We start from the raw sequence: 19,578 nt of genomic DNA on the forward strand, positions 1-19,578 counted from the left end.
GGATGGAGCGGTCCACGTGGCTCTCGGCGGCCAGGTGCATGACGGCGTCGATGGAGTGCACCGCCATCAGGTGCTCGACGAGCTCGCGGTTGCCGATGTCGCCGCGCACGAAGACGTGGCGGGGGTCGCCCTCCAGGTCGGAGAGGTTCTCGAGGTTGCCCGCGTACGTGAGCTTGTCGAGGTTGACGATCTTCCAGTCCGGCCGCTCGCGCCGCAGGTACTTCACGAGGTTCGAACCAATGAAGCCGCAACCACCTGTCACCAGGACGTTCATCGACGTACTCACCACGGATAACGGGATAAGGGCCCTCCGTATCGGAGCAGGGGGAGCGGCGTCAAGGTAAGGCAACATTCGCGCTTGCACGCCGGTCCCCCCGGGGCCGAGGGCAGACAGGCGGAATGCGCTCCCCGAGAGGGCAGCCGAACGACTCCCATCCCGCCCGCGAGCCGCCCACGGAAATCCGAGGCCCACATCGGCGCCGCAAGCCGCCTCCCCACCCTTCAGGCCAGCAGGGAACAGCTACCTTTCTCCTCACCCCGGAAACGGATAGAACGCGCGTCGAGCTTCACTGGGGGAAGTATGGAAAACCCTCGCGGCCTCATCGTCTTGCTGGCCTACAACGAAGAGGAGTGCATCGCGTCCACCGTGGCGGAGCTGAAGCAGTTGTTGCCCGCCATGGATGTGCTCGTCGTGGATGATGGCTCGGCCGACCAGACGGCGGTGCAGGCCCGGTCCGCGGGTGCCTACGTCCTGACGCACCCTTTCAACCTGGGCGTCGCCGCCGCGGAGGCCAGTGGGCTGCTCTATGCCGCCCGCCACGGCTACCGTCGCGTCATCCGCATGGACGGGGACGGACAGCACGACCCGTCCTCGGTGGAGGCGCTGCTGCAGGCGCTGGACGCGGGCTCGGAGCTCGTCATCGGCAGCCGTTTCGCCGGCATCACCAGCTTCCGCTCCACGTGGCTGCGCCGCTTCGGCAACCGCTTCCTGGCGCGACTGCTGTCGTCGCTCAGCCATCAGCGCATCACCGACCCGACCTCGGGCTTCCGCGGCTTCGGCCCGCGCGCCATCCGCCTCTTCGCGCGCACCCACCCGCATGACTACCCGGAGCCGGAGAGTGTCCTCATCGCCGCGCGCCAGGGGCTGACGATTGCCGAGGTGCCGGTGCGCATGCGCCCGCGTCTCACGGGCACCAGCTCGCTCACGGCCTGGAAGTCCGCCTTCTACATGGCGAAGGTCTCCTTCGCCCTTCTCATGGAACGGGCGCGCCCCGTCTGAGCTGCCATGTTCCGCTCCAGTCTCATCGGCGTGGCCTTCGCGACCGCCTTCGCCCTCACCGTCCTGCTCTCCGCCCGCCGTCGGCGCACCAGTGAGCGGCACACGTTCGCCTGGCTGATGGTGGCCGCCATCGTCGCCGGCCTGTCCCTGTGGCGCGACGGCGTCGACACCCTCGCCCGCGCGATGGGCATCTACTACCCGCCCTCCGCGCTGTTCTTCCTGGCGTGCACGACGCTGCTGTGGCTGGTGTACCGGCTCAGCCTGCAGGTCGCCGACCAGCGCCAGCAGATCAAGCGCCTGGCGCAGGAGGTGGCCATCCTCGCCGCCGCCGAGCAGGAGCGCCGCCACCCGTCAGTCCCCGCGGCGGTGCCCGTCGCCACCCAACTCCTGGGCGACTCCCGAAGCGCCTGACGGCGGGTCCACCGCGGACGCTCAGCCGGTGGCGCGCTCCTGCACCGGCCGCGCCACGACGCCGGCGAGCAGTCCGCGCAGCTCCGCGCCCTGCGTCACGTAGTCCCTCACCGTGCCCCGCGCCGGGTTGCGGTACCGGGCGAGCCGCTCCGGATGGGCCAGCAGCTCGCGCACCGCGCGGCGGAAGCCCTCCTCGTCGCCAATCTCGACGACGTTGCCATTCACGCCGTCCACGATGTCCTCCACCACGCCACCCGCCGCGGTGGTGATGACCCAGACATCCCGGGCGAGCGCCTCGCGCACCGCCAGCCCGAAGCTCTCCTTCCACTGGGACGGCATCAGCAGCACGTCGATGCTGTCGAAGAAGTCGTCCATCCGCTCCTGGTCATACGGTGGGACGACCTCGACGCGCCCCTTCACCGTCCAGGCCTGCGCGTCGATGGAGCGCTTGCCCAGGCGCAGCAGGATGTCGGTCATCTTCAGGACGTAGTTGTCCTCGGGCAGCGACTCGAAGAGGCTCTTGAGGAAGAAGTAGCCCTTGTGGGCCGCGTTGCCGCCCAGGTACGCGAAGCGCACGGGCGCGCCCTCGGGGCGGGCGTTGCGCGAGCGCGTGGGCAGCAGCACGCCGTTCTTGTTCACCACGATGCGCTCGGGCGCCACGCCGTTGGCGATGTAGAGCTGGCGCTGGAACTCGCTCGGGGTGAGCAGCAGGGCGGCGTCGTCCAGCACCTTGCGCAGGGTGAAGGTGCGCTTGAAGGTGAAGCGCGAGTCCGGCACGCACTTGGAGCACACGCGCAGGTCGATGGTCTTCTGGTGGCAGTACGTGTGGTCCTCACGGACCATGAACTGCCGCTCGCACAGCCACCACGCGTCGTGCAGGGTGATGGTGTACGGGATGCCCTCCGCGACACAGGCCGACGCCAGCGACGCGCTCAGCATCTGGATGGAGTGGAAGTGCACCACGTCCGGCCGCACGGACTTCAGCGCCTGGGCGAACAGCTCCGCCATCTTCGGGTTCTGGTAGTCCTGCGTGCGGTCCCCTCCCGGCGGCAGCTGCGCGGCAATCACCGGCAGGCCCTGCGTCTCGTAGCGCACCACGCTGTACGGGGGCAGCGGCGACTCCAGGATGCCGGTGAAGACGGTGACGTCGCACCCTTCCGCCTGGAGCCGCTGGGCCAGTTGCTCCGCGACGATGGTGGCGCCCCCGAAGCTCAGCGGCGCGAAGAGGATGTTCACCTCCATCACCTTGAGGCGCGGCGGCGGAGGCTCCGGCAGGTGCTTCACCACGGGCAGCAGCCGCTCGGTGGCCACCACCGCCGGGTCGTAGCGCGCCATCACCGAGCGGTGCGCCTCCTCGCCCATCCGCTGGCGCAGGCCCGCGTCCTCCACCAGCGCCGTCAGCGCGGCCTCCCACTCCTCGGGCGTGGTGGCAATCATGCCATTGCGGCCGTGCTCCACGATTTCGCGGAAGGGCCCCGAGCCGGAGCACACGGTCGGCACACGGAAGACGGACGCCTCGATGAACTTGATGTTGCTCTTGGCGTCGTTGAAGACGGTGCGCTCCAGCGGCGCGATGCTGATCTGCCACGAGGCCAGCGCGCGCAGGTAGTCATCCGCTTCCAGGAAGGGGATGCGGAACACCCGGTCGGAGAAGCGCTCGAACCCCGCGGGCAGCTGCAGGTAGCCATGGATGGCCAGGCGCACGTTCCCGTGCCGCGCCATGACCTTGAGGATGGCGTCCGCCGCCATGGCGAAGTCGACGTCATGCGCCTTGCTGCCGCTGCCATAACCGATGGTGACCATCCGCGAGTCCACCGCGGGCGGGCGCCGCTCCATCTCCGTGGCCAGGGCGAGGATGCCCGGGTCCAGGCAGTTCTCCACCACGTACACCTTGCCCGGAACGACCCGGGCCATGTGCTCGGCGAGGGTTGGCGTGCTCGCGATGGCGTTGTCGCAGAGGCTCAGCGACTTGCGGTACAGGTGCGCGCCCTCCAGCAGCAGGTCGCGCTCCTCCTGCGGGAGGCGCTGCACGTTGCTGTTCCGCTGGTACTCCTCGACGTCGAAGATGAGGTCGTCGACGTCGAAGAAGTTGGGCAGGCCCAGCCGCTTCGCCTCCTCGATGACTTCCACCACGAAGGGCACCGCGGGCACCCGGTAGAAGATGACGAGCCCGTGGAACTGCAGGGCCACCTTGCACTCGGCGTGGTCACTCCACCGGAGGACGGTGACCTCGTAGCCGAGGCGGTGGAGCATCTCCACCTTCTGGTCCACGCGGTAGCGCTTGCACTGGGGGAGCGACAGCTCGGCGACGAGGAGGATGCGCCGCCCGAAGCTCGACTGGGAGCGCTGCGTGAGCGGCGCCGACCAGGGGAAGCGGGGGTCGGGCTTGGAGACCGCGGCCGGTGTGGACGCCTGGGCCGTGGCGGGCACCGAAGCCGCGGTGGCCCGGCGCTGAAGCCAGTCCGCCTTCGGCAGCTTCACCAGCCCGGAGCCCACCTTCTTCAGGGTGCGCTTGCCCACCTGATAATAGTGGCCGCGCTTCGTCCCCGGGGGCAGCACGCGCTCGCGCATGGCCCAGTAGCGGTTGACGAGCTTCCAGCCCATGCTGCCGGAGATTTGCGCGAGCTGCTCGCGCTGGTGGGCCACCACTCCGTCCAACTGGGCCACCTGCGCGTCGCGCTGGGCCAGCTCCCTGCGGAGCTGACGCTGGGCGAACTCGGCCCGCTCCAGCCGGACTTCGCGCTCGCGCAGCGTCCGCGCGTCCAGTTGCGCGCGCCGTGCCACCGCGGCCAGCTCCTCCTGGAGCGCGGCGGCACGGCGGCTGGCTTCCGCGTCGCGCGCCGCGAGCCGGGCCACCTCCGCGCTCAGCGCCTCGCCGCGCCCCCGGAGCGACAGCCGCGCCCCCAGCTCGGAGAAGAAGGCACGGAAGCGGGCCGCGTCCTCGCCGCGCAGCGCCGCCAGCGCGCGCATGCTCTCGGACGGCTCGTCGCCCACCATCAGCACACCCAGGCCGTGGCCGTGCTCGAACTCGAAGGAGGGATGGCGCTCCCGCAGCTCCGCCCAGAGCTTCCGCGCGCCGGAGTCCCGCTCCCGGATGGCATGGAGGAGGACGATGCCCGAGCGGCTCAGCTTCGACCGCCACTGCTCGAAGTCCGCGCGCGCCTGCGCGGGGTCTCCGCCACCGTCGAGGTGCAGCAGGTCGATGGAGCCGTCCTCGAACGTCCGCGCGGCCTCATCGGAGGTCATCCGCCGCAACTGGGAGAAGCCGCTGTACCGCGTGTCATGATGGGCGCGCAGGTCCGCCAGCACCTCGTCCTCGTCCGCCCAGCGGCCCACCGCGTGGCACCGCGTCTCCAGCTTCAGCTCGGACACGGCCTGGCAGAAGGCGCAGTAGGACACCCCGGAGCGGGTCCCCAGCTCCACGAGGACCCTTGGCCGCACCAGGTCCACGAGGAACATCGCGAAGGGGACGTGCTCGAGCCACGCGGAGGAGGCCAGCAATCGGCCAGGCGTGGACAGACAGAGCGGATGGTCCAGCGGATTGAGCAGTTGATGCATGGTCGAAGTGCGGTGTGCTTGAACGCTCCTCCATGGCACCCGACGTGGGCAGGGTCAAGGTGGTGGCCCCCCTCCTTCTCAGGGCAGGGGGACACCGTCCACTCCCCTGCCCGCTCAGGGAACGTTCGCCCCGCCGGAAGGTCTCACACGTGGAGGCCATGCGAGCCGCAAATCCTCCCAGTCCAGCGCGTGATTGGGACTGTGGAAGGGATCACGGCGCAACGTTTCACCCCAGCGGGCCTGGAGCCACGCCCCGGCGCGGACCCGCGAGTCACCCTCCTCCTGCCCCGCGCCGTGACGCCCGCGCCACGTCAGCTCCGCGTACGGTGTCCAGACGGTGCGCAGGCCGCGCTCTCGGAGTCGCAGGCAGAGGTCCACGTCCCGCCACACGTCCGGAAGGTGCTCGGCGTCGAAGCCTCCCACCGCCTCGAAGTGGGCGCGGCGCACCGCGAGGCAGGAGGCGCTCACGGCCGAGAACTGCTGGATGACCACCGCCCTGCCGACATGGCCGGGCGCGGCGCGCGCAAGCCCCCGGTGCGGATAGCCCGCGAGGCCCTCGGGTCCCATGCCCAGGACCAGACCCGCGTGTTCGACGGTCCCATCGGCGTGACAGAGCTTCGCCCCCACCGCGCCCACCTCCGGCCGCAGCGCGTGGGACACCAGCTCCGCGAGCCAGCCGGGCGCCTGGGGCTCCAGGTCCGCGTCGAGGAAGACGAGCACCTCGCCCCGGGCCTCGCGCGCGGCGAGGTTGGCGGCCTCGGAGGGACTCGCGGCCGGCGCGGCGGAGCGCCACTCCACCGTGGGGTAGTCCGTCGCGAGGCGCAGTGCCTGCTGGCGCGGGGAGGCGTCCGCGCCGCCGCGGGTCTGGAGGATGACGGTGACGGCAGGCAGCGGCGAGGGCAGCGGGTAGCGCGCGCGGTGGAGGGCGGCCTGCGGCCCCGGCTCGATGCGCGCGCCGCTCGCGGTGCGGTCCAGGTGCTCCTGCAGGGCGCGGCGCGCGGCGGTGCTCGCGTAGTCCTTCTCGCCCACGTCCAGCGCGGTGGAGCCGGGAATGGCGCGCCAGTGGTACAGCACGCGGGGAATGTGCCGGATGCGCTCGGGCGTGGTGCGCTCCACCACGCGCAACGCCAGGTCATAGTCCTGGCTGCCCTCGAAGCCCCGGCGGAAGCCGCCCACCTCGCGCAGGCGCTCCGTGCGGTACACGCCCAGGTGGCTGATGAGGTTCTGCGAGCGGAACAGGTCCAGGTTCCACTCCGGCTTGAAGTAGGGGTCGTAGCGGTGGCCCTGGGTGTCCAGCTTGTCCTCGTCGCTGAAGACGATGTCCGCGTCCGGATGCGCGTTGAGCTCCTCCACCACGCGGGCCAGCGCGTCCACCGACAGCTCGTCGTCGTGGTCCAGCAACGCGACGAACTCGCCCCGGACCAGCTCCAGCGCGGAGTTGGAGGCCGCGGAGATGTGCCCGTTCTCGGGCCGCACGACGAATCGGATGCGCTCGTCCCGATGCGCGTACTCCTCCAGCACCTGACGCACCTCGGGGCTGGGAGACGCGTCGTCCGCGATGCACAGCTCCCAGTGGGGGTAGAGCTGGGCCCGCACGGAATCGAGCGCCCGGCGCAGCCACACCGCGGGCGTGTTGTAGGTGGGCATCACCACGGACACGAGCGGCTGATACGGCAGCGCCGCCACCGCGCCGCGGAGCTCCTCGCGGGCCGCGTCGGTGAGCGTCTCGTACTGGCGAATCCAGTCCTCGTAGTGCTCCAGCGACAGCTGCCCGCGGGACTTCTCGCCCAGCATCCCATCCAGGCCCCGCAGGCCTTCGGAGCGCAGCATGCCCATGTAGCGGCGCGCCACCTGGCCGATGCGCTCCGGCTCGCGCAGCAGGCGCAGCGCCAGGGGCCAGGCCATGCGCAGCGTCGCCTCGGCCTGACCCAGCTCCACCGCGCGCGCGTCCGCGATGCGAAAGCGCGTGCGCCGGGTCACCGGCCCCAACCGCAGCGCGCGCGCCGCGTCGGGCAGCCGCACCAGCGCCCGCACCCTTCCATCCGGCGCCATGGGCAGGCGGATGCTGACCGCGGCGCTCGCTCCGCCGGCGTCCACCTGGAGCACGGGCGAGGCGGCCTCCGCGTCCTCCGTCTCCAGCGTCAGGGACAGCTCCACCCAGCCCGAGGGCAGCGTCCCCGTCTCGGGAACCAGTTCCAGCACGGCATCAGGCCCGTCCGCCTCCCAGCCGAAGCGTCCGCCCTCCACCCGCGAGGCGCCACGCCCGGGCACGCCCACGAATCGCACCCGCCGGCGCACCACGCTCCTGCGCACCTGGCGCAACTGCCCGGCCGCCATGCGAGTGAAGTCCCGCCGTGCCTTGCCCACCTTCCGCTCCGTCATGACTCAGCCTTCCCGGGACGCCATGCCCCCGGCCCCACCCGACACGACATGGGGATTGCCGAAGGGGTCTCCCCGCCCCGTGCCTGGCCAGGGGCCGGCACGCGCCCGCAGCCTCGCGAGGTCCGCCGCGTCCCAGGCCCCATCGGGCGTTTCCACCGTGCTCACCAACCGCGCCTGGGGCGTGTACACCACCCGCAGGCCCATGCCCACCGCGCGCAGGCACAGGTCCACCGCGCAGGCCTCCGCCGACAGAAGCCCCTCGTCCCAGCCACCGAGCCGCTCCAGCACCTCGCGGCGGCTCATGGCACAGGCCCCGGACACGGCCAGCAGCTCGCGGGGCCAGTGCGAGCCCCCGAACGCCGTCAGCGACGGGTCCGGCAGCCCGGAGAAGAGGCGCGCCACGCCGCCGTCCGGAGTCAGGGTCAGGCCCGCATGCACCAACGTGCCCGCCGGAGTGACGATGCGAGCGCCCACCACACCCACGTCCGGGCGCAGCGCCTGTGAGGCCAGCTCCGTCAACCACCCCTGCTCCGTGGGCACCATGCCCGCCTCCAGGCGCAAGACCACCTCGCCGCGCGCCTCCCGCAGCAGGTGGTTGGCCACGGCGCCCGGCGACAATCCCTCGGAGACCCTCACATGGCGCGCGCGGCCACCCTCCTTCGCATCGAGGGCCGCATCCCCGGACCGCGGGAGCAGGACCTCCAGGTCCACGTCGCCCGCCGTGTCCAGCAGCGCCGCCAGCGTGGCGGAGTCCTCCGCGCCGGGGCCCGTCAGCAGCACGGACACGCTCGCGCGCCGGGGCAGCGGATGGCGGATGCGGTAGAGGCCCGGTGCCTGGGACTCCACCTCGCCCGCCTCGCCCAGTCGCGCGAGATGCTCGACCACGGCGCGGCGTCCCGCCTCGGAGGCGGCGGGCTTCGTGCTGGCATCCGTGGCGGTGGAGCCGGGCAGCGTGCGCCAGTGGTAGAGCACCTTGGGGATGTGGGCGAAGCGCCGCGTCCGCTCCAGGAGGCGCAGCACCAGGTCGTGGTCCTGCGCGCCCTCGAAGCCGGGGCGGATGCCGCCCACGTCCCGCATCAGGGAGGCGCGCACCACGAGGAAGTGGCAGACGTAGTTCACCGCCCGCAGCAGCTCGGGAGACAGCTCCGGCTTCAGGTAGGGCGCGAAGCGCGCTCCCGCTTCGTCCACCTTGTCCTCGTCCGAATAGAGGACGTCCGTGTCCGGCGCGGCGGCCAGCCGCAGTGCCACCTCGGCGAGCGCGTGCGGCGCCAGCAGGTCGTCGTGGTCGAGGAAGCCGATGAAGTCGCCGGTGGCCAGCTCCAGCGCGGCGTTGGTGGCGCGAGCGATGCCCTGATTGGAGGGAAGCCGCGCGAAGCGGATGCGCGAATCCTCCGCGGCGAACCGGCGGACGACGGCCTCCACCTCGGGACTGCGCGACCCGTCATCGACGATGCACAGCTCCCAGTGGGGATACACCTGCGCGAGCACGGACTCGATGCAGGCGCGCAGGACCGGGGCCGGCGTCTCCCACGCGGGCGTCACGAGGCTGAAGAGAGGCCTGTGCTCCAACCGCGTGAGCGCGGCAACGGCTTCCGGGACGTCGCGGGCTTCCTGTGCGTACGCTTGACGCGCGTAGGCCTCCGGTCGTGGAAGGCACATGACGGGGCGGGCGGCGCCCAGCATGTGGCGCAGCTTCCGGACACACGCATGGTTGAAGGCCACCTGTCGGCGCAGCACCTCGCGCAGCAGCGGCAGCAACACGCGCGGAGGCCGTGCCCGCGCCAGCACGTCACACCGCGCCTCCAGGGCGTCCAGCCGCGCGCGGGCGCCCTCCGTCCGCGGCGGCCAGGAGGGACCGGACAGCAGCCCCACGACCTCGAGATTCCACGCGTGCTGGGCCTCGCCCCACGTCTCGCGCAGCCACCGCCGCGCCTGCCCGAGCATCGCCTGCCCCACGCCCGATGCGGGGCCGGACTCCGGAGCCGCCGGCTCCGTCAGTGGCGCCAGCTCCGAGCGGACCCGCGCCGGCACGGAGGGCCTCGGCTCGCGCAGCAGCTCCGCGAGCAGGGCATTGAAGCGCGCCTGCCGCGCCAGCAACGCCTGCTGCACCGGCCCGAGCCCCACCACGGCCACCTGCTTGAGTCGGGTGATGGCGCCGCCCCAGCGCGCGTGTTGCGACGGCGGCACGTCGAAGCCCAGCACGTCCACGAACGCATCCAGCGGCACGGGGTCATCCGGGCTGGCAGGCGAGGAAGCCCGCTGGCCGCCCGCTGGAAACGAAGGGTTCATGCCGCGCATAGTACAGTTCGTGGAATGGGAGGCCCCGGGAGAATGCGCTCGCGCATCAAGGCCCCCGGCCGCCCTTCGAGCAGCCATCCCCTCGGGATGCCGGAGCATGTCGTGCCAAGAGCCACCGCCTCGCTGCGACTGGGACTCGCCCTGCTCACCGGGCTGACCTCCGTGCCTGCCCTCGCGCAGGAGACGTCCGCGTCCCGTCCCGTCACGATGACCCCGCCCGCCTGGCCCGCGCCGGGCGCTCCGCTGAGCGTGGCCCAGGTGCGCTTTCCCAAGGGCTTTGGAACGCGGCGCATCTACCTGGACGCGGGGCATGGTGCGCAGGGGAACACGGGCAACCGCTCCGTCACCTGTGAGGACGAGGAGGCGTTCACCCTGCGCGTCGCGGAGGACCTGGCGCGGAGGCTGGAGGCCACTGGCCACTTCCAGGTACGTCTCAGCCGCAAGTCGGGCGAGCGTGTCCCCTACCCCTCCCGCCTCAACGCCGCGCGGAAGTGGAACGCCCATGCGCTGCTGAGCCTGCACTCGGACGCGCGCGGCATGGCGTCGCCCTGGGAGCCCTCACCCGGGCAGCAGTGCTACCGGCAGGATGCGTCTCCGGGGTTCAGCGTGCTCTGGTCCGAGGAGGCCGATGCGCCGCTGCGGACCCGGCGCGCGGAGCTGGCGCGCGCCATCGCGCGGCACCTGGGCCGGGCCGGCTTCCGTCACTATGACGGCGTGGACTACGAGGGGCTGTATGCCACCGACTCCGCCCAGCCCGGCGTGTTCGTCTCGCGCGTGAGCGAGCCCACGCACCGGCGCATCTTCGTGCTGCGCCGGCCCACCCTGCCCTCAGTCATCATCGAGACGCACCACGCGCTCGACTTCGAGGAAGCCGCGCGCTGGCGCGAGGAGCGCACGCTGGAGGCCTTCGCCGCAGCCGTGGCCCAGGGACTGGTGGACGCGCTCGCGCCCACGGCGCCACCGGAGTCCAGCGCGGCGGCACAACCGTGAGCGGCCGCTGAGCGGAGGCCGCCACCGGAGGCCCCGTCGCTCTGCCCCCGGCCCTGTCAGCCTCAGCCCTCCTCGCGCCTGTCATCGCCCTCCGCGGCGTCCGCGACGTGCGCCTCCAGCCGCCGCGCCAGCGTGTCCACGTGCGGCGCCCGCAGCACGCTGTAGTGGTCTCCCGGCACGTCCTCCACCGTGAGCCCTCCCGTCACCCAGCGCGCCCAGCCATGCGTGGGGTCCACGGTGTGCTCGCGCTTCGCGTCCTTCGCGCGCAGCAGCAGCACGGGCCCACCGTAGGAACCGGGACGCCAGCCCGCGAAGGCGCGCATGTTCGCTCGCGTCACGTCGCGCCACGCCCGAAGCTCCGCCTCCCCCACTTCCGGAGGAAGCCAGCCGGCCTCATGCGCCTGCCGGGCCACGAAGGCGAGCTGCTCGTCCTCGGGAAGCTCCGCGAGCAGCTCCGGCCGCAGCGCCGGCTCGGCGCCCGCCGTGCGCGCCAGGTCCATGGCCATGCCCGCCAGCAGCAGCGTGCCCTCCGGCTCCGGCACCGTCCCTCCGTCCACCGGCGCGAAGCTGTCCAGCAGCACCAGCAGCTCCACCTGCTGGCCCCGCCGCTCCAGCTCGCGCGCCATCTCGAAGGCCACCACGCCACCCATGGACCAACCGCCGAGCACGTAGGGCCCCTCGGGTCGCACCGCGCGCAGCGCCTCCACGTACCGCAGGGCCAGGGCCTCCACCGACTCCAGCGGAGCCTCGCGCCCGTCCAATCCGGAGGCCTGGAGCCCGTGGAAGGGCCGCCCCGGACCGAGCTTCCGCGCCAGCTCGCGGTAGGGCCCCACCGCGCCCCCCACGGCGTGCACGAAGAACACCGGCGTGCCCGTGCCCTCGGACTGCAGCGTCACGCAGTGGCGCTCGGGGCCCTCGGGCCTCGTGCCCTCCAGCCACGCGGCGAGCCGCTCCACCGTGGGCGCTTCGAAGAGGGCTCGCAGCGGGAGGTCCACTCCCAGCGCCGCGCGCACCCGTGCCACCAGCCGCGTGGCCAGCAGCGAGTGCCCGCCCAGCTCGAAGAAGTCGTCGTGCAGGCCCACCTTCTCCACGCGCAGCACCTCGGCCCAGAGCGCCGCCAGCCGCTGCTCGGTCGGCGTCCTCGGGGGAACGAAGGGACGCGAGTCCACGCGTGCCTCGGGCGCGGGCAGCGCCCTCCGGTCCACCTTCGCGTTGGCCGTCAGCGGCAGCGCGTCCAGCCGCACCAGGGCCGAGGGCACCATGTACTCGGGCAGCCGGCGCTGGAGGTGCGAGCGCAGCGCGCCCACGTCCAGCGACGACTCCGCCGCGACGTAGCCAACGAGGCGCTTGTCACCGGGCACGTCCTCGCGCGCCAGGGCCACCGCCTCGCGCACGCCCGGGAAGGCCAGCAGCGCCGCTTCGACTTCGGCCAGCTCGATGCGGAAGCCACGCACCTTCACCTGGAAGTCCTTGCGGCCGAGGAACTCCAGCACCCCGTCGGGCCGCCAGCGCGCCAGGTCTCCCGTGCGGTACATGCGCGCGCCCGCCTCGGAGGCGAAGGGGTCCGGGAGGAAGCGCTCGGCGGTGAGCGCCGGGCTTCCCACGTAGCCTCGCGCCAGGCCTTCACCGGAGATGAAGAGCTCGCCCGGCACGCCCACGGGCACCGGCTGCAGGAACGCATCCAGCAGGTACACCCGGGTGGCGGTGATGGGCGTGCCGATGGGCACGGCGCCGGGCAGCTGCTCCGAGGACGTCATCCGGAAGCAGGACGTGAAGAGCGTGCCCTCGGTGGGGCCGTAGCAGGCCGTCACCGGAATGCGCAGCGTGTCGAGGACGCGGCGCACATGGGGCGCTGAGACGACGTCACCGCCCGTGAGGAGCTGGCGCACGCCCCGCAGCCCGTCCAGGTGCGAATCCACCATCTGCGAGAAGAGGCCCGCGGTGAGGTGGAGCGTGGTGACGGAGTGCTCCTGGAGCACGGCGGAGAGCCGGTCCAGGTCGCTCGGCGACGTCGGGGGGAAGACGACGAGCCGGCCACCGTTGAGCAGCGGGCCCCAGATTTCGAGCGTCGACGCGTCGAAGGAGATGGGCGCGATGAGCAGGAAGGACTGGTCCGCCGAGACGTCCGCGTAGGGCGTGTTGACGACGGTGCGCAGCACGGCGCGGTGGGTGATGGCCACGCCCCGGGGCCGGCCCGTGGAGCCGGAGGTGAAGTCGATATACGCGAGGTGCTGCGGCAACAACGCCACCGAGGGCGCGTGCGTGGGCCGTCCCGCGAGTTCCTCCTGGAGGTCCTCCACGAGGAGAACGGGCAGCGACCCGGCAGCAGGGACGGCGTCCCGGTGCGCGCGGGAGGTGAGCAGGAGCACGGGCCGCGCGTCCTCGATCATCGCGGCCAGTCGCTCGCGCGGATACGAGGTGTCGAGCGGGAGGTAGGCGCCACCCGCCTTGAGGATGGCCAGCAGCGAGACGATGAGCTCGACGGAGCGCTCCAGCGCGAGCGCCACGGGAGCATCCGGCCGCACGCCCCGCGCCACGAGCAGGTGGGCCAATTGGTTGGAGGCCGCGTCGAGCTGCGCGTAGGTGAGCCGCTGAGCGCCGAACTCCACGGCGATGGCGTTGGCGCGCTCGGCGGCGACACGCGCGAAGAGGCCCGGCATCGTCTCCGTGGTGGGAAAGTCCGCGGGCGCGCGATTGAAGTCCACGAGGAGCGAATGCAGCGCGTCCGCGGACAACAGCGGCACCCTGGACACGGGCCGTCGGGGCTGGCTCAGCAGCGCCTCCAGGAAGTGCGTGAAGCCCTCGGCGAGACGCCGCGCCGTGGCGGGCAGGAACAGGTCCGTGCTGTAGATGAGCTGGCCGTCGAAGCCCTCCGGCAGCTCGGTCAGGGAGAGCTCCAGGTCGAACTTCGCGGTGCGGTTCTCCACCTCGACGGGGTGGATGGACAGCCCCTCTCCGGCCAGCGCGGGGCGTGGCGCGTTCTGGAGCGCGAAGAACACCTGGAACAGCGGCGAGCGCTCCAGGGAGCGGCCCGAGGCGAGCGACTCGACGAGCTTCTCGAACGGGATGTCCTGGTGGGCCTGGGCACCGAGCGTCGCCTCGCGGACGCGGGCCACCACGTCCTGGAAGCTGGGGCCGCCGCCCAGGCGCGCGCGCAGGGCCAGCGTGTTGACGAAGAAGCCGATGAGCCCTTCCAGCTCCGCGAACCGGCGGCCCGCGATGGGCGAGCCCACGATGAAATCTTCCTGCCCCGAGTAGCGCGACAGCAGGGCCTGGAAGGCACCCAGCAAGGCCATGAAGGGAGTGACGGCCTGCTCGCGGCAGAAGGCCCGCAGCGCGTCGGACAGCGGCCGCGAGAGCCGGACGGGGACGGAGGCGCCACGGAAGGAGCGCACCGGAGGCCGGACGAAGTCCGTGGGCAGCTCCAGCACGTGCGGAGCCCCCTCCAGGTGCGCGCGCCACCAGGCGAGCTGCGTCTCCAGCGCCTCGCCCGTCATCCACGCGCGCTGCCAGACGGCGACGTCCGCGTACTGGAGCGGCAGCGGAGGCAGCACCGCGGGCCGGTCCGTGGAGAGCGCGTGGTAGAGCGAGGCCAGCTCCCGCACCAGCACGCCGATGGACCAGCCGTCCGAGACGATGTGGTGCATGTCCAGCAGCAGCACATGCGCGTCTTCCGCCAGCCGCAGCAGGCGGGCACGCAGCAGCGGACCGGTCGCCAGGTCGAAGGCGCGCGCGGCCTCCTCGCGGGCCTGTCGGAGCGCCTCGGCCGCGCGGTCCTCGCGCCCGGAGAGGTCCACCACGCGCAGGGGGAACAGCGCCGGCGGATGGATGACCTGGACGGGGGTGCCGCCGTCGTCATGGAAGGTGGTGCGCAGGGACTCGTGGCGGCGCACCAGCTCCGTGAAGGCGCGCTCCAGCGCGGCCACGTCCAGCGTGCCCTCCAACCGGAACGCGGCCGGCATGTTGTAGGCCGTGCCTCCGGGCTGGAGCCGGTCGAGGAACCACAGGCGCTGCTGCGCGAAGGACAGCGGCAGCGGCCCCTCGCGAGGCACCGGGCGCGGGGCGGGAAGGACGGGCCCTCGCGAGGACTGCTCCACGCGGAGGGCGAGTGCCTCCAGCGTGGGTGCCTCGAACAGCGCGCGAAGCGGCAGCTCCACGCCCAGCACCGCGCGCAGGCGCGCCACCACCTGCGTGGCCAGCAGCGAGTGGCCGCCGAGCGCGAAGAAGTCGTCGCGCCGCCCCACCCGCTCGACCCGCAGCACCTCGGTCCAGACCGCGGCCAGCGTTTCCTCCAGCGTCGTCGCGGGCGGCTCGTGGATGCGGGCCGAGCCGAGCGCCGAGGCATCCGGCGCGGGCAGCGCCTTGCGGTCCACCTTGCCGTTGGACGTGAGGGGGAAGGCCTCCAGTGGCACGAAGGCCGTGGGCACCATGTACTCGGGGAGCCGCTGACGGAGGCTGGCGCGGAGCGCGTCGGCATCCACCGTCGCTCCCGGCGCGGCGACGACGTAGGCCACCAGGCGCGCGAGGCCGGGCACGTCCTCGCGGCCGAGGACGAGCGCCTGCTCCACGGAGGGATGCTCGACGAGCGCGGCCTCGATTTCACCCAGCTCGATGCGGAAGCCGCGCAGCTTCACCTGGAAGTCGGTGCGGCCCAGGTAGTCGAGCGTGCCATCCGCCAGCCAGCGCACCTTGTCACCGGTGCGGTACATGCGCGCGCCCGGCGTGGTGCTGAAGGCGTCGGGGAGGAAGCGCTCGGCGGTGAGTTCCGGACGGCGCAGGTAGCCGCGAGCGAGTCCCTCGCCGGAGATGAACAGCTCTCCCGGCACACCGACGGGCACGGGCCGCAGCCCGTCATCCAGCACGTACACCCGGACATTGGCGAGCGGACCGCCGATGGTGGGACGGCTCCCGGGCCGGACGGCGAAGGCGGTGGAGTCGACGGTGCACTCGGTGGGTCCGTAGACGTTGAAGGTGCGCGTGCGGGGCGCGGCGGCGAGCTGCTGCCAGAGCGCCTCGTCGATGGCCTCGCCGCCGGGGACCAGCAGCCGGGGGGCGGAGTCGGCCTCCAGCAGTCCCGCGTGCACCAGCAGCCGCAGCAGCGAGGGCGTGCAGTCGAGCACGTCCACGCGGTGGCGATGCAGCCACGCCCGCATGGCGTCGGGGTCCTGGCGGGTGGCCTCGGGGACGATGCACAGGCAGTGGCCGTCGAGGAGCTGGATGAGCTGCTTGACGGAGGCGTCGAAGGCCAGCGGCGCGTTGACGCTCACGCGCAGACCGGACGGCTGGCCGGCGTAGACGGTGCGCGCCAGGGCATGGCGCAGGTTGAGCACGGAGCGGTGCCGCACCATGACGCCCTTGGGCACGCCCGTGGAGCCGGACGTGTAGATGACGTAGGCCAGATGTTCCGGCGAGGTGACGTGGGACGGAGGGCCCTCGGACTCGCGGGCGGGCTGCTCCTCGATGCGCGCGTCATCCAGGCACACGACCTCCGCGGAGGCGCCGTCGAACCGCGAGGCGAGCTCGCGCGAGGTCAGCGCCAGCCGGGCACCGCAGTCCTCCAACATGAAGACGAGCCGCTCGCGGGGAGAAGCCGGGTCCATGGGCACGTAGGCACCGCCCGCCTTGAGGATGGCGAGCAGGGCGACCACCATCTCCACGCCGCGCTCCAGGCAGAGCGCGACGCGAACCTCGGGGCCGACGCCGCGCGAGCGCAGCCACCCGGCGAGCCGGTTCGCCCGGGCATCGAGCCGTGCGAAGGTGAGGACCGAGTCCTCGAAGGACACCGCGGGCGCATCCGGCGTCCGGGCCGCCTGCTCCTCGAAGAGGCGGTGGATGGACGCTTCCGCCGGGAAGACCCCGGCGGTGTCGTTCCACGCGCTCAACACCTGCTGCCGCTCGGCCGGCGTCATCAGCGGCAGCTCGGAGAGGCGCTGGTCCGGCTTGACGGTGATGGACTCCAGCAGGACCTGGAGGTGGGCCACCATGCGCGCGGCCGTGGCCTCGGTGAACAGGTCCGTGTTGAAGAGCAGGATGCCCGCGAAGCCGTCCGGCGTCTCGGTGAGGTTCAGCGTGAGCTCGAACCGGGCCGACTCCGCGCCCTCGGTGGACAGCGGCTTCAGCGACAGCGAGGGAAGCGCGAGCGCCTCCATGGGCGCGTTCTGCAGGACGAAGAGGGCCTGGAACAGCGCGCTCCGGCTCAGGTCGCGCGCCGGCTGCAGCACCTCCACCAGCTTCTCGAAGGGCAGGTCCTGGTGCTCGTACGCGCCCAGCGTTGTCTCGCGCACCTGCCCGAGCAGCTCGCGGAACGTGTCCCGGGGCCGCACCGTCGCCCTCAGCACCAGCGTGTTGACGAAGAAGCCGATGAGGCTCTCCGTCTCCGCATACCGGCGGCCCGCGATGGGCGAGCCCACGCTGAGGTCTTCCTGTCCCGAGTAGCGCGACAGCAGCGTCTGGAAGGCCGCCAGCAGCACCATGAAGGGCGTGGCGCCCTCCCCCTGGGCCAGCGCCGTGACGGCGACGCTCAGCTCGCGGGACATCCGCACCGGCACCGTGGCGCCCCGGTGGGACAGCACCGCGGGCCTCGGTTTGTCCGTGGGCAGCTCCAGGTGCGACGGCGCTCCAGCCAGCTTCTGCTTCCACCAGTCGAGCTGCGCCTCCAGCGCGGCGCCGCTCAGCCACTGGCGCTGCCAGACCGCGTAGTCCGCGTACTGCACGGGCAGCGCGGGAAGGGACGCGAGCCGTCCCTCGGAGAAGGCGGCGTAGAGCGCGCCCAGCTCGCGCACGAACACGCCCAGGGACCAGCCGTCCGAGACGATGTGGTGCAGCACCAGCACCAGCACATGCTCCTGGGCGGACAGGCGCAGCAGGCAGGCGCGCAGGAGCGGACCGCTCCCGAGGTCGAACGGGCGCAGCGCCTCCTGCACGGCGAGGCGGCGGGCCGCGTCCCGGCGCTCGGCGTCAGGCAGTGTGCTCAGGTCCTCCACGGCGAGCGGAAAGTCCGCGGGCGCGTGGATGACCTGGACGGGCTGGCCCTCGTGCATCGCGAAGGTGGTGCGCAGGGACTCGTGCCGCGCGATGAGGGCGGAGAACGCCTGCCGGAGCGCGTCCAGCTTCGGTGTGCCCTCCACGAGCAAGGTGAAGGGAACGTTGTAGGCACCGCTCCCGGGGGAGAGCTGGTCGATGAACCACAGGCGCTGCTGCGCGAAGGACAGCGGTAGCGCTTCGGTGCGGGGCACCGGGACCAGGGGCGGGACATCGCGCGCGACGCCGTGCTGGCGCGCGGCATCGATGCGCTGGGCGAGGGCCTGAAGAACAGGCGCCTCGAACAGCGTGCGCAGGGGCAGCTCCACGCCCAGCACGGCGCGGACGCGGGAGACGAGCTGCGTGGCCAGCAGCGAGTGCCCGCCCAGCTCGAAGAAGTTGTCGCCGCGGCCCACCCGGGGCGTGCCGAGCACCTCCGTCCAGAGCGCGGCGAGCTGTTGCTCCGTCTGGGTGTTCGGTGCGAGGAACTCGTGTCGCGCGGACTCGTGGGAGTCGGGTGCGGGCAGGGCCTTGCGGTCCACCTTCCCGTTGGGCGACAGGGGCAGCGCGTCCAGCGCCACCACCGTCGAGGGCACCATGTACTCCGGCAGCTTCTGGCGCAGGGACTCCCGCAGCGCCATCGCGTCCGTGTCAGGCGCCACCACGTACGCCACCAGCCGCTTGTCGCCCGGCGTGTCCTCCCTCACCACCGCGACGGCTTCCTCGACTCCGGGCTGCTGGCGCAGCGCCGCTTCCACCTCGCCCGGCTCGATGCGGAAGCCTCGCACCTTCACCTGATGGTCCGTGCGGCCGAGGAACTCCAGCGTCCCGTCCGCTCTCCACCGCACCACGTCGCCGGTGCGGTACAGCCGCTCCCCTCGCCCGAACGGGCTGGGCACGAAGCGCTCCGCCGTCAGCTCCGGCCGGCCCACGTACCCCACCGCCAGACCCTCACCTCCCACGTACAGCTCGCCCGGGACTCCCACCGGCACCGGCTGCATGAACCCGTCCAGCACGTACGCGGACGTATTCGGAATGGGGCGGCCAATCGGCACCGAGCTCGGCCCCGCCTCCCGGACCGTGGCCATCCGGTGCGTGGCGGAGAACGTCGTGTTCTCCGTCGGGCCGTAACCGTTGATGAGCACACCGCCGGCTTCCAGCCGCTCGCGCACCTGCTGCACCGGCAGCACGTCGCCTCCGGCGAGCACCTGCCGCACCCGGCCCAGGGCCTTGGGCTGGTGCGCCTGCATCTGCGCGAAGAGCGCGGCCGTCAGCCACAGCGAGGTGACGCCTGCCTCCTCCAGCTTGCGGCCCAGCTCCTCCAGTGACGGCTTGCCCGCCGGGTACACCACCAGCTTCGCCCCGTGCAGCAGCGCGCCCCAGACCTCCAGCGTGGACGCGTCGAACGAGATGGGGGCCAGTTGCAGCCACACCTCCTCCGGCCCGAAGCGGGCGTAGTCCGCGCTCAGCACCAGTCGCGAGACCGCTCGATGCGGCACCCCGACTCCCTTCGGCCTGCCCGTGCTTCCCGACGTGAACATCACGTATGCCAGGTTGCCGCCGCCCACCCGGCCAGCGGGATTGCTCGTCGGCTGGCGGGCGATGACGTCCCACTCGGTGTCCACGCACACCACCAGCTC

7 protein-coding genes and 1 pseudogene are annotated in these 19,578 nt (G+C 72.3%); 3 read left to right on the top strand and 5 right to left on the bottom strand.

What is annotated here, in order from left to right:
* Positions 1-274, bottom strand: a 274-nt coding sequence (locus tag HG543_RS36840) for a GDP-mannose 4,6-dehydratase (protein ID WP_169349605.1), incomplete at its 3' end; no start/stop codon positions are given.
* A gap of 306 nt (positions 275-580) precedes the next feature.
* Between HG543_RS36840 and HG543_RS36845 the strand changes: the two genes are divergently transcribed.
* Both HG543_RS36845 and HG543_RS36850 read left to right on the top strand, forming a co-directional pair.
* Positions 581-1,279, top strand: coding sequence for a glycosyltransferase family 2 protein (locus HG543_RS36845; protein ID WP_169349606.1), 699 nt, complete (start codon positions 581-583; stop codon positions 1,277-1,279).
* Positions 1,280-1,285: 6 nt separating this feature from the next.
* On the top strand, positions 1,286-1,690 hold the full coding sequence (locus HG543_RS36850; protein ID WP_169349607.1) for a DUF2304 domain-containing protein: 405 nt from the start codon (positions 1,286-1,288) through the stop codon (positions 1,688-1,690).
* A 21-nt stretch (positions 1,691-1,711) separates the two neighbouring features.
* Here HG543_RS36850 and HG543_RS36855 read toward each other — a convergent pair whose 3' ends face one another.
* From HG543_RS36855 to HG543_RS36865, 3 genes are all read right to left on the bottom strand, one after another.
* Entirely contained in the window at positions 1,712-5,248 is a 3,537-nt protein-coding gene (locus HG543_RS36855) for a glycosyltransferase (RefSeq protein WP_169349608.1), read from the bottom strand.
* Positions 5,249-5,362: 114 nt separating this feature from the next.
* A complete protein-coding gene (locus HG543_RS36860) occupies positions 5,363-7,630 on the bottom strand; it encodes a glycosyltransferase family 2 protein (RefSeq protein WP_169349609.1) in 2,268 nt (755 codons plus the stop codon).
* 3 nt (positions 7,631-7,633) lie between these two features.
* Positions 7,634-9,919 (bottom strand): glycosyltransferase family 2 protein, encoded by a 2,286-nt coding sequence (locus HG543_RS36865; RefSeq protein WP_169349610.1) that lies wholly within the window; start codon positions 9,917-9,919, stop codon positions 7,634-7,636.
* A 111-nt stretch (positions 9,920-10,030) separates the two neighbouring features.
* On the opposite strand from HG543_RS36865, the gene HG543_RS36870 reads away from it, so the two are divergent.
* On the top strand, positions 10,031-10,918 hold the full coding sequence (locus HG543_RS36870; protein WP_343073527.1) for an N-acetylmuramoyl-L-alanine amidase family protein: 888 nt from the start codon (positions 10,031-10,033) through the stop codon (positions 10,916-10,918).
* Positions 10,919-10,980: 62 nt separating this feature from the next.
* Here the strand turns inward: HG543_RS36870 and HG543_RS36875 are convergent.
* A pseudogene (locus tag HG543_RS36875) lies at positions 10,981-19,569 on the bottom strand (amino acid adenylation domain-containing protein); the annotation flags it as partial.
* Positions 19,570-19,578: the final 9 nt, after the last annotated feature.

The sequence above is a fragment of the Pyxidicoccus fallax genome, from assembly GCF_012933655.1.
Classification (GTDB): Bacteria; Myxococcota; Myxococcia; order Myxococcales; family Myxococcaceae; genus Myxococcus; species Myxococcus fallax.